This window comes from Cupriavidus sp. 05L310, assembly GCF_056398185.1.
Window position 1 is genome coordinate 25,986 of the sequence record NZ_JBFTOX010000013.1, and the last position, 12,944, is coordinate 38,929.

The following is a 12,944-nucleotide window of genomic DNA, read 5'->3' on the forward strand; positions in this document are numbered from 1 at the left end:
TACGCGGGCCACTACCATGTTTGAACGCTTAGCCCTGTACGCGCGCCTGGTGCGCATCGACAAGCCCATCGGCACGCTGCTGCTGCTGTGGCCCACGCTGTGGGCATTGTGGATGGCCACGGGCGGGCCGCCGGCGTGGCACTTGTTTTGGATCTTCTTTGTCGGTACCTTCCTGATGCGATCGGCCGGTTGCGCGATGAACGACTGGGCCGACCGCGACTTCGACAAGCATGTGAAGCGGACCAAGGAACGGCCGTTGACTGCCGGCAAGATCGCGGCTTGGGAAGCGGTGATGGTGGCGGTGGTGCTGGCGCTCGCGGCCTTCGCGTTGATCACGCCGCTCAATGCGCTGACCAAGTGGCTGGCGGTGGTGGCCGCGGTGCTGGCCGGCACCTATCCGTTCTTCAAGCGCTTCTTTGCCATCCCGCAGGCCTACCTCGGCATTGCCTTCGGCTTCGGCATCCCGATGACGTTCGCCGCGGTCCAGGACCATGTGCCCGCCGTGGCATGGGTGATGCTGCTGGCCAATGTGTTCTGGGCGGTGGCCTACGACACCGCTTATGCCATGGTGGACCGGGATGACGATCTGCTACTGGGCATGAAGACTTCGGCCATCACGTTCGGGCGCTTCGATGTGGCCGCCATCATGATTTGCTATGCGGTGTTTCTTGGGCTGATGGCTTGGGCTGGCGCGCAGTTCGGACTGGGCTGGCCATACTGGCTTGGGCTGGCAGCCGCGGCGGGATGCGCGCTGTATCACTACACGCTGATTCGCGATCGCGATCGCATGCGCTGCTTCGCCGCGTTCCGGCACAACAACTGGCTGGGAGCTTGTGTGTTTGCCGGAACGGCGGTGGCATACGCGCTGCGTTGAGGGGAGTGGGCGGGCGCTCCCTATGCCGTCGTGCCTGAAAAAACGTCAGTCCTTCCCGAACTCCGCCCCCATCTCCGTAGCCCGCGCCGCGGCGGCATGCATCGCTTTGACGAAAGCCTCGCCGATGCCGGCGGTTTGCATCGCGGTGAGCGCCGCATATGTCGTACCGCCCTTGGACGTCACGCGCTCGCGCAACAGGCTGACAGGCTCCTCGGACTGCGCCGCCAGCACCGCCGCGCCGCGGAAGGTTTCCACCGCCAGCGCGCGTCCCTGGCTGGCGGTGAGGCCGAGTTCCGAGGCGGCTTTTTCCATCGCTTCGATGAAATAAAAGACATAGGCCGGGCCGCTGCCGGAGATGGCGGTGACCGCGTCGATCTGCGCGTCGCCTTCCACCCACTCGCATTTACCCACGGCTTCAGCCAGCGCGCCGGCAATCTCGCGGTCCCGCTGCGCCAGGCCGGGCACGGCGGCCAGGCCGGTCATGCCCATGCCGGCCAGCGCCGGCGTGTTCGGCATGGCGCGCACCAGGCGGGTGCGGCCGCCAAACCAGCGCTGCATATCGGCCAGGCGGATGCCAGCCGCCACGCTGACGATCAGGTTGTCGCCCAGGTACGGCAGCAAAGATGCCGCCGCGTCGCGGAACTGCTGCGGCTTGACCGCCAGCACGAGCACATCGCTGGCGCCGAAGGCCGCATCCGGCGCGCCTGCGGCATGCACCCCCAGGTCGCGCCGCAGGCGCGCCTGGGCTTCCTCGAAAGGATCGACCACGCGGATCGAAGTGGCCGGCACGCCCCGGGCGATCAGGCCGCCGATCAGGGCCGTGGCCATATTGCCGCCGCCAAGGAAGCCAAAGGTGAGGGTGTTGAGCATGGGTGTCTCTTGCAGGGAGTGTTCTGGGAAGAAGTGATGCCGGCGTTCTAGCCGTGCGTAATGGGCGCTGCGGGCGTTGTCGCAGCAGAGGCTGTCTCGGCGGCCCCGGATGCAGGCGCTGCGGCATAGTCGCGCGCGCCGAAAATGGCGGTGCCGATGCGCACCAGGGTGGCGCCCTCGGCAATGGCGGCTTCCATGTCGGCAGACATGCCCATCGACAACGTGTCCACGTCCAGCCCGTCCGCGCGCAGGGCATCGAGCAGCGCGCGCAGCGCGGCGAAGGGCCGGCGCTGGGCCGCTACCTCGGCAACGGCTTCGGGAATCGCCATCAGGCCGCGCAGCCGCAGGCCGGGCAGTGCCGCCACGGCGCGCGCCAGCACCGGCACTTCGTCGGGCGTCACGCCGCTCTTGCTGGCTTCTCCGCTGATATTGACCTGCAGGCAAACTTGCAGCGGCGCCATGCCGGCGGGCCGCTGCGCCGACAGGCGCTCGGCGATGCGCAGGCGGTCGATGGCGTGGACCCAGTCGAAATGCTCGGCCACGGCACGTGTCTTGTTGCTTTGCAGGGGGCCGATGAAATGCCAGCACAACTCGCCGCGCAGGTCGGCAAGCCGGGCGATCTTGTCCAGGCCTTCCTGTACGTAGTTCTCGCCAAAGGCGCGCTGGCCCGCATCGAAGGCAGCCCGTACGTCGGCGGCGGGGAAGGTCTTGGAAACCGCCAGAAGCGCGACTTCACCGGCCGGTCGCCCGGCCTGTTGTGCGGCTGCCGCGATGCGCCGGTTGACGGCTTGCAAGTTGGCGGCGATTACAGACATAATCCGGCGAACATATCAAGAAGTACAACAAAGTACGACAATAATAGGGTGGGGTCATTATAGATGGACATCGCGCAGCTATTAGCTTTCGCCGTCAAGAACAAGGCGTCCGATCTCCATCTCTCGGCAGACATGCCGCCGATGGTGCGTATCCACGGCGACATGCGCCGCATCAACGTAGCGGCGATGGGCCACAAGGATGTCCACGCCCTCGTGTACGACATCATGAGCGACACCCAGCGCAAGCAGTATGAAGAGCGGCTGGAAATCGATTTCTCCTTCGAGATCTCCGGCCTCTCGCGCTTCCGGGTCAATGCATACAATACGCAGCGCGGGGCGGCCGCGGTGTTCCGGACCATTCCCTCCAAGGTTCTGACGCTGGAAGACCTGCGCGCGCCGGCGGTATTCGCCGACCTCTGCATGAAGCCGCGCGGCCTGGTGCTGGTGACCGGCCCGACCGGTTCAGGCAAGTCCACCACGCTGGCGGCGATGGTGGACCACCGCAACGATCACGACATGGGCCACATCCTCACCGTGGAAGACCCGATCGAGTTCGTGCACACGTCCAAGAAGAGCCTGATCAACCAGCGCGAGCTGGGGCCGCACACGCACTCCTTCGCCAACGCGCTGCGCTCCGCCTTGCGCGAGGATCCCGACGTGGTGCTGGTGGGCGAACTGCGCGACCTGGAAACCATCCGGCTGGCGCTGACCGCCGCGGAAACCGGCCACCTGGTATTTGCCACGCTGCATACCAGTTCGGCAGCCAAGACCATCGACCGGATCGTCGACGTGTTCCCGCCCGAAGAGAAAGACATGGTGCGCACCATGCTGTCGGAGTCGCTCGAAGCGGTGATCTCGCAAACGCTGCTCAAGACGCGTGACGGCAATGGCCGTACCGCGGCGCACGAGATCATGATCGCCACGCCGGCGATCCGCCATCTGATTCGCGAGAACAAGATCGCGCAGATGTACTCGATGATGCAGACCAGCAGTGGGCTTGGCATGCAGACGCTGGACCAGTGCCTGTCGGACCTGATCAAGCGCGGGCTGATCAGCTACAACGACGCACGCGCCACCGCCAAGAACCCCGATTCCTTCACGGGCTGAGGCGAGTCCGCCGCATCCAAACCAGGACAACGCCATGCTCGATCGAGAATCCGCCGCCAAGTACATCAACGACCTGCTTGTGCTGATGGTCGGCAACCGCGGCTCGGACCTGTTCATCACCGCGGATTTTCCGCCCGCGATCAAGGTCGACGGCAAGATCACGCCGGTGTCGCAGCAGCCGCTCAATCCCACCCAGGCGCTCGGGCTGGTGCGCTCGATCATGAATGAGCGCCAGGCGGGCGAGTTCGAGGGCAGCCGCGAGTGCAACTTTGCCATCTCCGCGTCCAATGCCGGGCGCTTCCGGGTCTCGGCCTTTATCCAGCAGGGCAAGGCGGGCATGGTGGTGCGTACCATCAATACGCGCATTCCCTCGGTGGAAGATCTTGACCTGCCGCAGGCGCTGCATGACATCGTGATGTCCAAGCGCGGCCTGGTGATCGTTACCGGTGCCACCGGCTCGGGCAAGTCGACTTCGTTGGCGGCCATGCTCGACCATCGCAACGCGCATTCCTACGGCCACATCATCACCATCGAGGACCCGATCGAATACGTGCACGCGCACCAGAACTGCATCGTCACGCAGCGCGAGGTCGGCATCGATACCGAGTCCTGGCACGTGGCCCTGAAGAACACCCTGCGCCAGGCACCCGACGTGATCCTGATCGGCGAAATCCGCGATCGCGAAACCATGGAATACGCGATGCAGTATGCGGAAACGGGCCACCTGTGCCTGGCCACGCTGCACGCCAACAACGCCAACCAGGCCATCGACCGTGTGGTCAATTTCTTCCCCGAGGAAAAGCGCCAGCAGTTGCTGATCGACCTGTCGCTCAACCTGAAGGCGATGGTGTCGCAGCGGCTGTTGCCGCGCAAGGGGCAGAAGGGCCGCGTGCCAGCGGTGGAAATCATGATCGGCACGCCGCTGGTGGCCGACCTGATCTTTAAGGGCGAGATCCACGCGTTGAAGGAAGTCATCAAGAAATCGCGCGAGCAGGGGATGGTCTCGTTCGACCAGGCGTTGTTCGACCTGTACGAGGCCGGCAAGATCAGCTACGAAGACGCGCTGCGCAACGCCGACTCGCTCAACGACCTGCGGCTGATGATCAAGCTGCACGGCACCATGGACCGCGAGACCGACCTCGGCGCCGGCACCGAACATCTGAATGTGATCTGATCTGCCGCCAGCGCGGCGCTTGCGGCTCTAGTACACTGTCCGCGCCGCCGGCACCCCGCCGCGCCATGAGAGGAGCCCGCCATGAGCAACGTCTACCAGTTCGAAGCCAGTTCCCTTGCCGGCCAGCCGGTACCGCTGTCGCAATTCAGCGGCAAGGTGCTGCTGATCGTGAATACCGCCAGCGAGTGCGGCTTCACGCCCCAATACGCCGGCCTGCAGGCACTGCAGGAGCAGTTCGCGCAAAGCGGCCTGGAAGTGCTGGGTTTTCCCTGCAACCAGTTCGGCAAGCAGGAGCCGGGCGACGCCGCGCAGATCGGCCAGTTCTGCGAGTCGCGCTTTCACGTCACCTTCCCGATGTTCGGCAAGATCGACGTCAATGGCGCCAACGCGCATCCGCTGTATCGCTGGCTGACTTCCGAGAAGCCGGGCGTGCTCGGCCTGGAAGCAATCAAGTGGAATTTCACCAAGTTCCTGCTGCGCCGCGATGGCACGGTGTTCAAGCGCTACGCGCCGACCACCAAGCCCGAGGACATCAAGGGCGACATCGAGAAGCTGCTGGCCGAGCCGGCCTAGTCCGCGGCGGCTAGCCGCTGGTCTGCTGCACTGCGCGCAGGAAGCCGTTGAGCGAGCGGTCCGGCGTTTCGTGGAAGCGTTCGTCCAGCATGACGATGCCGCGGCAGCGGTCCAGCCGGAAGCTGCGGTAGTCGGTGCGCGTGGTGCACCACGCGGCCAGCAGCCAGCTATTGCCCCAGAAGAACAGGCCCAGCGGCTGCACGATGCGGTCGGTAGCGCGCTGTTGCGCGTCGGTGTAGTCCAGGCGCAGCAGGCGCTGCGCGTTCATGGCGCCGTGCACCACGTCAAAGGCGTCGCGCACCTGCGGATGATTGACGAATTCCGGGGCGAACACGCGGCTTTGCTGCGCCGCATGACGCCGCGCCGGCGGCAGCGCCGCCACCAGTTTCTCCAGCGCGGGATCGGCCGCGGCGGCCAGCGCGCCGCCGCCCCAGGCCTTGAGCAGCCGCAGCCCGGCCACCAGCGCTTCGACTTCAATCGCGGTGAACATCAGCGGAGGGACGTCATAGTCGGCCCGCAACCGGTAGCCAATGCCCGCTTCGCCCTCGACCGGCACGCCCGACAGCGACAGTGCCTGGATATCCCGGTACACCGTGCGCTCGGACACCCCGAGCCGCTGCGCCAGCAGCGCCGCCGTGGTCAGGCGGCGCCCGCGTAGTACCTGGACAATCTGGAAAAGGCGGTCGGCACGGCGGCTCATCGAGGTTTCATCTTGGTTCTAAGCGGATATCGGCAAAACGGTCGCGGCCATCGCCTAGCCGGCCAGGGGCTGGTGCAGGCCCACGCGGTTGCCTTCGCTGTCGATGATATGCGCAATATGGCCGATATCGCCGGGCAGTTGCAGCGGGCCGAATACCGTCTTGCCGCCGGCGGCCTGCACGCGCGCCAGCAGTGCCGTGAGTTGCGCCGCGTGCAGGTAGGGCAGACAGCCATCGGCCGATGGCCGGAAGCCTTCGCCGGCCACCAGTGCGCCGCCAGGCTCATGGCTGGCAAAGACAGCCATGTCGATTTGCGCCATGGTCTCGCGCTTGAGGGTGGTTTCGAAGACCTGTTCGTAGAACCGGATCGCGCGCTGCATATCGGTGACGGGGATTTCAAGCCAGTTGATCAGTCCGCTCATGATGGTCTCTCTCGGGAGGTGTTGGAGGGATGGATCATGCGCGGGGGCTACTGACAACGTCCTGTCAGCAGGGATCAGCGCGGCATCCACGCCGCCAGCATCGGCACCATCACGGCGGTCAGCACGCCGTTCAGGCCCATGCCGAGCGCGGCGAACGCGCCGGCCTCCTGGTTGACCTGGAAGGCGCGCGCGGTGCCGATGCCGTGCGCCGCCACGCCGGTGGCGAAGCCGCGCACGGTGTAGTCGGAAATGCGCAACAGGTTGAGCAGCTTGGTGGCGCTGACCGCGCCGATGATGCCCGTACCCATCACCAGCACGGCGGTGAGCGAGGGCAGGCCGCCGATCTTCTCGGCCACGCCCATGGCGATGGGGATCGTGACCGACTTGGGCGCGAGCGAGCGCATCGTCTCGGGCGACGCGCCCAGCAGCCAGGCGATGCCCACGGCGGATACCACCGCCACCAGCGAGCCGGCCAGCAGTCCGCCCAGCAGCGGCAGCACGTGCCGGCGCAGCTTGGGCAGTTGCATGTAGAGCGGCACCGCCAGCGCGACGGTGGCCGGCCCGAGCAGGAAGTGGACGAACTGCGCGCCGTCGAAATACGTCTTGTAAGGCGTGCCGGTCACCGTCAGCAGCGTGACCAGGATGGCTACCGCGATCATCACGGGATTGGCCAGCGGCGAAAAACGCGCGCGTTCGTAGACGCGGAAGGCGAATACATAGGCCAGCAGCGTGGCGGTCAGCCCCAGTAGCGGGCTGGCGGCCAGGTAGACCCAGATCTCGTTGAGGCGCGGCGTCATCATGCCTGTTCTCCCGGCGCCGCGGGTGCGGCGGCCTCGGGCGGCCTCGCCTTGCCCATCAGGGCACGCGCCACCAGCGCCGTGGTAGCGATCGCAAGCCACGTGGAGAGCACCAGCGCCACCACGATCGGCATCCATTCCCCGCCGATGCGATGCGCATGCACCATGATGCCCACGCCGGCCGGCACGAACAGCAGCGACAGGTGCTTGAGCAGTTCGGACGTGGTGCCCTGGATCACCGGCAGCAGCCGGTCGTCGAAGGTGAGCCAGCCGAACAGCAGGATCATGCCGATCACCGGGCCTGGCACGGGCAGGCTCAGGGCGTAGCTGAGCGCCTCCCCGACGGATTGGAAAACCAGGAGGATGGCAAAGGTTTGAAGCATGTGAGAGCGGGGCGCGGACAGCCGGGATTGGAGCCCTCGCATGGTAACTCGTAGTGGCCTCTTCTGGCAGCGGGTTTGCGCCCCTCTCCCGCTTGCGCGGGAAGGCGCGACGGCCAGCGCTGTGCCAGACGCCGTGGGCGCAGCCGGTCAGCTTCGTCCCAGGCTTCCGGCCACTTACCCCAACATCCGGTCCACCAGTTCGATCCAGTGCATCACCGGCGTTCCGGTGCCGCTTTGCAGATGCGTGATGCAGCCGATATTCGCCGAGACAATGGCCTGCGGCCCCGAAGCCTGCAGGTTGGCGAGTTTTTCATCCCGCAAGCGGTACGACAACTCCGGCTGCAGCACCGAATACGTGCCCGCAGAGCCGCAGCACAAGTGGCTGTCGGCGCAGAGCTTGACATCCACGCCCAGGCCGGTCAGCAACGTCTCCACCTTGCCGCGGATCTGCTGGCCGTGCTGTAGCGTGCAGGGCGGGTGGTAGGCGACCCGCTGGCCGTTGCCGCTCTTGCCCTCCCGTGCCTCGGTGGCGAGGGCTTGCAGTGTGTCGGAGAAATCCGGCAGCAACTCCGACAGATCCTTGGTCAGCGCCGAGATCTGGCGCGCGCGCTCCGCATAGCGCGCATCGTTGCGCAGCAGGTGCCCGTACTCCTTGACCATCACGCCGCAGCCCGACGCCGTCATCACGATGGCCTCGGCGCCCGCTTGCACCGCCGGCCACCAGGCGTCGATATTGCGCCGCATATTGTCGAGGCCGCCGTCGTGGTCGCCGGTGTGATAGCGCACCGCGCCGCAACAGCCGGCCTCGCGCGCCACGACAAGCTGCACGCCGAGGCGGTCGAACACGCGGGCCGTGGCGGCATTGATGTTGGGCGACATCGATGGCTGCACGCAACCGTCGAGCAACAGCATCTTGCGCGCATGCGTGTTGCGCGGCCAGGTGCCGGCATCCACCGGCTGCGGCACCTTGTTGCGCAGGGCCTGCGGCAGCAGCGGGCGAAAACGCTGGCCCAGGCGCATGGCCGGCCCGAACAGCGCGGGCCGGGTCATGCTCTCGCGCAGCGCCCAACGCGCGAACCGCTCGCGCGCGGGGCGCTGGATGCCTTGCGCTTCGAGACGGTCATCGACGACCTTGCGGCCGATGTCGACCAGCCTGCCGTACTTCACACCCGAAGGGCAGGTCGATTCGCAGTTGCGGCAGGTCAGGCAGCGGTCCAGGTGCAGGCGTGTGCTTTCCGTGACGGGCTGGCCCTCGAGCACCTGCTTCATCAGGTAGATACGGCCGCGCGGCCCGTCCAGTTCGTCGCCGAGCAATTGGTAGGTGGGACAGGTCGCGGTGCAGAAGCCGCAATGCACGCATTTGCCGACGATGGACTTGGCTTCTTCGCCATCGGGCGTGTCGCGCAGGAATTCGGCCAGGGTGGTTTGCATGGTTCGGGGACTCTCTGGTGCCTTGGCTGGGGATCGGAAGGGCGTGACGCGTGGCTCAGAGGCCGGCGTACATGCGCTGCGGGTTGAAGATGCGGGCGGGGTCGAAGCTGGCCTTGAGGCGCTGGTGGATGGCGGCCAGCGGCGCCGAAAGCGGCGTGAACACGCCCACCGACTTGTCGCCGTTGCGGAACAGCGTGGCGTGGCCGCCGGCGGCCTTCGCGGCGGCGCGCACGATGGTGCCGTCGGCGGCGCTATCGGCGCCGCCCAGCCACCAGCGCTGGCCGCCGCCCCATTCGATCAGTTGCCCGCCGGGCAGCGCCAACGGCGCCGCGGTGGTGGGCACGGCAATGCGCCACAGGGCCCGGCCGGCTTGCACCGGGGCGAAGAAGGGATGGCCTTGCTCGCGCAGCGCGCGCCACAGCGCATCGGCTTCGCCGGGTTCCACGGCTTCGCCGCCAAGCCGCGCGCGGGCGGCACGCAGCGCCGCGGCCGCACCTGACAGGCGCAGGTGCAGCACGCCGTCGTGCCACGCCGAAGCGGCAATCGGCAGCGGCTGGCCGCCCCATTGGTTGAGACGGTCCAGCGCCTCGGCCTCGCCCAGCGCAAAGCGCAGCGTGGCGTCGTCGAATGGCATCGGCAGGACCTTGAGCGAGACTTCCAGGATCAGCCCCAGCGTGCCGAGCGATCCCGACATCAGGCGCGATACGTCGTAGCCGGCCACGTTCTTCATCACCTGGCCGCCGAAATTCAGGATGTCGCCGCGGCCGTCCATCACCTGCGTGCCCAGCACGAAATCGCGCAGCGCGCCGACCGCCTGCCGGCGCGGGCCGGACAGGCCCGCGGCCACCGCGCCGCCCAGGGTTGCCACGTCGCCGCCACTGGCGCCCGTGCTGAAATGCGGTGGCTCGAACGCCAGCATCTGGCGCCGCTCCGCCAGCGCCGCCTCGATCTCCGCCAGCGGCGTGCCGCAGCGCGCGGTGATGACCAGTTCGGGCGGGTCGTAATCGACGATGCCGCTATAGGCGCGCGTGTCGAGCACTTCCCCCTGCAATTGCTGCCCGTAGAAGTCCTTGCTGCCGCCGCCCCGCAGGCGCAGCGGCGCGCGCGTGTCGGTGGCGTGCCGGATGGCGTCGCGAAATGCGGTGAGGGTGGCTTGCAGGTCGGCTGGCATGGTGGCTGGCTGAGGTTGGCGTGAATGAGATCAGGCGGAGGAAGACGGGCGGTCCGGCGGCGCGCCGGGCGCGATCTGCGCGTGCTCGCTCTCGTTCTGGTAATGCGGCAATGCACTGCCGCAGTGCTTGCAGTAGACGGCGTCGGGATCGTGCCCTTCAGTCAGGCAATGGTTGCAGGTGCGCGTTGTCAGCGGCCGCTTCATGATGCTCGCGGCCAGCTCCGCGCCGACGATGCCGGTCGGGAAGGCGATGATGCCGTAGCCCAGCAGGATGGTCAGCGAGGTGATGAACTGGCCCAGCGGGGTCTTGGGCACCATGTCGCCGAAACCCGTGGTGGTCAGCGTCACCACCGCCCAGTACATGCTCACTGGGATGCTGGTGAAGCCGTGCTGCGGGCCTTCCACCACGTACATCACCGTACCAAGGATCACGGTGATGATGAACACGGTGCCGAGGAAGACGAAGATCTTGCGCCGGCTGTTGGCCAGCGCGCGATACAGGATCTGCGCTTCTTCGAAGTACACCGTCAGCTTGAGAATCCGGAACACGCGCAGCAGCCGCAGCAGGCGCACGTCGATCAGGAAGGCCAGCTCCGGCACGAAGAAGGCGAGCCAGGTCGGGATGATCGACAGGAAGTCGACCACGCCGAAGAAGCTGAACACATAGCGCAAGGGACGCCGCACCACCAGGATGCGCATCACATACTCGGCGGTGAACAGCAGCGTGAACAGCCATTCCAGCACGGTGAATATCCGGCCCAGCCGCAGGCTGATCGCCGGCAGGCTGTCGAACACGACGATCAGCACGCTGGCGACGATGGCTACCAGCAGGGTGATATCAAACAGGCGGCCGTAGCGCGTGTCAGCTTCGAAAATGATGGTGTACCAGCGCTCGCGCCAGCCCGATTCGGGCTTGCCCAGGCGCTGGCGGGTCTGCGCGCTGCTGTGGGCGCGCTGCGTGGCGTTTTGACCTGGCATGTTCAGAAGCGTGGCAGTTCGGGGTGCGGCAGCAGCCCGCGTTTCACATGCATGCGGCCGTACTCGGCGCAGCGCGCCAGCGTGGGGATGGCCTTGTCGGGATTGAGCAGCCGTGCCGGGTCGAAGGCGGCCTTGACGCCGAAGAACAGCTCGCGCTCTTCCGGCGAGAACTGCACGCACATGGAGTTGAGTTTCTCCACGCCCACGCCATGCTCGCCGGTGACGGTGCCGCCCAGTTCCACGCAGCTCTCCAGGATGTCGGAGCCGAACAGCTCGGCGCGGTGCCATTCGTCCTGGTCGGCGCCATCGAAGAGGATCAGCGGATGCATATTGCCGTCGCCGGCATGGAACACGTTCATGCAGCGCAGGCCGTACTTGCGCTCCATCTCCTCGATGCGCTTGAGCAGCGTGCCGATATGCTTGCGCGGGATGGTGCCGTCCATGCAGTAGTAATCCGGCGAGATGCGCCCGGCCGCGGGGAAGGCGTTCTTGCGCCCGCTCCAGAAGCGCAGCCGCTCGGCCTCGCTCTGCGACACCTGGATGCGGCTGGCGCCGGAGGCGCGCAGCACCTCGCTCATGCGTTCCACTTCCTCGGCCACTTCTTCCGGCGTACCATCGGATTCGCACAACAGGATGGCGGCCGCATCGAGGTCATAGCCGGCGCGCACGAATTCCTCGACCGCGGCGGTAGCGGGCTTGTCCATCATTTCCAGCCCGGCGGGGATGATGCCGGCGCCGATCACGTCGGCCACCGCATTGCCGCCCTTGGCCACGTCATCGAAGCTGGCCATGATCACCTGTGCCAGCTGCGGCTTGGGGATCAGCTTGACGGTCACTTCGGTCACCACCGCCAGCATGCCTTCGGAGCCGATCACGGCGGCCAGCAGGTCCAGCCCCGGCGCGTCGGGCGCTTCGGAGCCGAATTCCACCACTTCGCCCTCCATCGTCACGGCGCGCACGCGCAGCACGTTGTGTACCGTCAGGCCGTACTTGAGGCAATGCACGCCGCCCGAGTTCTCGCTGACGTTGCCGCCGATGGTGCAGGCAATCTGGGACGAGGGGTCGGGCGCGTAGTACAGGTTGTACTGCGCGGCGGCCTCGGAGATAGCGAGATTGCGCACGCCGGGCTGGACCACCGCCGTGCGCGAGCGTGCATCCACGGTGACGATGCGCTTGAACTTGGCCAGCGACAGCACCAGGCCGGTGGCGATCGGCATGGCCCCGCCCGAAAGGCTGGTGCCGGCGCCGCGCGGCACCACCGGCACCTGCAGCGAGTGGCACAGGCGCAGGATCGCGCAGACCTGTTCCTCGTTATCGGGCAGTGCCACGGCCAGCGGGATCTGGCGGTAGGCCGCCAGGCCGTCGCACTCGTAGGGCACGGTGTCTTCGGGCTTCCACAACAGGGCCGCATCGGGCAGGATTTTCGCCAGGCCTTCGAGCAGCGCGTTGCGGCGCGCGTCGTCGGCGACCAGAGAGACTTCGTGCGGGGCGTTCATGGCAACTCCTGTAATGGCCGCGGGCGTCCGCCATGGCAGGGCGCAAGCGGGTGGGGAGCAAGGACTATAGCGCAGCCTGGTGGCTGCGAAACCTCATGGCGACGTGAATTCCGCATGGCAGGCCGATCAAAATCGCTCATGACGGCGTTGGGCCG

At 66.7% G+C, this 12,944-nt stretch carries 14 protein-coding genes; 4 read left to right on the forward strand and 10 right to left on the reverse strand.

All coding sequences use genetic code 11. The features are described 5' to 3' along the window. The first annotated feature begins 16 nt into the window (after positions 1–16). Positions 17–874 carry a 4-hydroxybenzoate octaprenyltransferase gene (gene ubiA / locus AC1DS6_RS11660; RefSeq protein ID WP_045237594.1) on the forward strand — a complete coding sequence of 286 codons (858 nt, stop codon included), beginning with the start codon at positions 17–19 and terminating at the stop codon, positions 872–874. 45 nt (positions 875–919) lie between these two features. On the opposite strand, the gene proC is transcribed toward ubiA, so the two are convergent. Both proC and AC1DS6_RS11670 read right to left on the reverse strand, forming a co-directional pair. Further along, positions 920–1,744, reverse strand: coding sequence for a pyrroline-5-carboxylate reductase (gene proC / locus AC1DS6_RS11665; RefSeq protein ID WP_441626291.1), 825 nt, complete (start codon positions 1,742–1,744; stop codon positions 920–922). A gap of 47 nt (positions 1,745–1,791) precedes the next feature. Continuing rightward, positions 1,792–2,559, reverse strand: a complete 768-nt coding sequence (locus tag AC1DS6_RS11670) for a YggS family pyridoxal phosphate-dependent enzyme (protein WP_477102526.1) — start codon at positions 2,557–2,559, stop codon at positions 1,792–1,794. 63 nt (positions 2,560–2,622) lie between these two features. On the opposite strand from AC1DS6_RS11670, the gene AC1DS6_RS11675 reads away from it, so the two are divergent. The 3 genes from AC1DS6_RS11675 (at position 2,623) to AC1DS6_RS11685 (ending at position 5,413) form a co-directional block, all read left to right on the forward strand. Continuing rightward, positions 2,623–3,666, forward strand: coding sequence for a type IV pilus twitching motility protein PilT (locus AC1DS6_RS11675; RefSeq protein WP_035867472.1), 1,044 nt, complete (start codon positions 2,623–2,625; stop codon positions 3,664–3,666). 34 nt (positions 3,667–3,700) lie between these two features. Then, positions 3,701–4,840 (forward strand): PilT/PilU family type 4a pilus ATPase, encoded by a 1,140-nt coding sequence (locus AC1DS6_RS11680; protein ID WP_441626295.1) that lies wholly within the window; start codon positions 3,701–3,703, stop codon positions 4,838–4,840. Positions 4,841–4,921: 81 nt separating this feature from the next. Beyond that, positions 4,922–5,413: a glutathione peroxidase gene (locus AC1DS6_RS11685; protein ID WP_477102527.1), complete on the forward strand. Its 492-nt coding sequence runs from the start codon at positions 4,922–4,924 to the stop codon at positions 5,411–5,413. A gap of 10 nt (positions 5,414–5,423) precedes the next feature. Here AC1DS6_RS11685 and AC1DS6_RS11690 read toward each other — a convergent pair whose 3' ends face one another. From AC1DS6_RS11690 to AC1DS6_RS11725, 8 genes are all read right to left on the reverse strand, one after another. Next, entirely contained in the window at positions 5,424–6,113 is a 690-nt protein-coding gene (locus AC1DS6_RS11690; RefSeq protein WP_045237600.1) for a helix-turn-helix transcriptional regulator, read from the reverse strand. A 54-nt stretch (positions 6,114–6,167) separates the two neighbouring features. Then, positions 6,168–6,533, reverse strand: coding sequence for a VOC family protein (locus tag AC1DS6_RS11695; RefSeq protein WP_441626299.1), 366 nt, complete (start codon positions 6,531–6,533; stop codon positions 6,168–6,170). A 74-nt stretch (positions 6,534–6,607) separates the two neighbouring features. Further along, on the reverse strand, positions 6,608–7,333 hold the full coding sequence (locus AC1DS6_RS11700; RefSeq protein ID WP_081862229.1) for an LrgB family protein: 726 nt from the start codon (positions 7,331–7,333) through the stop codon (positions 6,608–6,610). Beyond that, entirely contained in the window at positions 7,330–7,713 is a 384-nt protein-coding gene (locus AC1DS6_RS11705; protein ID WP_035867463.1) for a CidA/LrgA family protein, read from the reverse strand. The genes AC1DS6_RS11700 and AC1DS6_RS11705 overlap by 4 nt, the downstream gene beginning before the upstream one ends. A 174-nt stretch (positions 7,714–7,887) precedes the next feature. Next, the gene (gene glcF, locus AC1DS6_RS11710) at positions 7,888–9,144 is read right to left on the reverse strand and encodes a glycolate oxidase subunit GlcF (RefSeq protein WP_441626302.1); all 1,257 of its coding nucleotides are present in this window, start codon (positions 9,142–9,144) and stop codon (positions 7,888–7,890) included. A 55-nt stretch (positions 9,145–9,199) separates the two neighbouring features. Then, complete coding sequence (gene glcE, locus AC1DS6_RS11715; RefSeq protein WP_441626304.1) at positions 9,200–10,315, reverse strand: glycolate oxidase subunit GlcE; 1,116 nt, start codon at positions 10,313–10,315, stop codon at positions 9,200–9,202. Between the two features lie 30 nt (positions 10,316–10,345). Continuing rightward, positions 10,346–11,293: an ion transporter gene (locus AC1DS6_RS11720; protein WP_441626306.1), complete on the reverse strand. Its 948-nt coding sequence runs from the start codon at positions 11,291–11,293 to the stop codon at positions 10,346–10,348. Positions 11,294–11,295: 2 nt separating this feature from the next. Next, positions 11,296–12,789, reverse strand: a complete 1,494-nt coding sequence (locus AC1DS6_RS11725) for an FAD-linked oxidase C-terminal domain-containing protein (RefSeq protein WP_035867456.1) — start codon at positions 12,787–12,789, stop codon at positions 11,296–11,298. Positions 12,790–12,944: the final 155 nt, after the last annotated feature.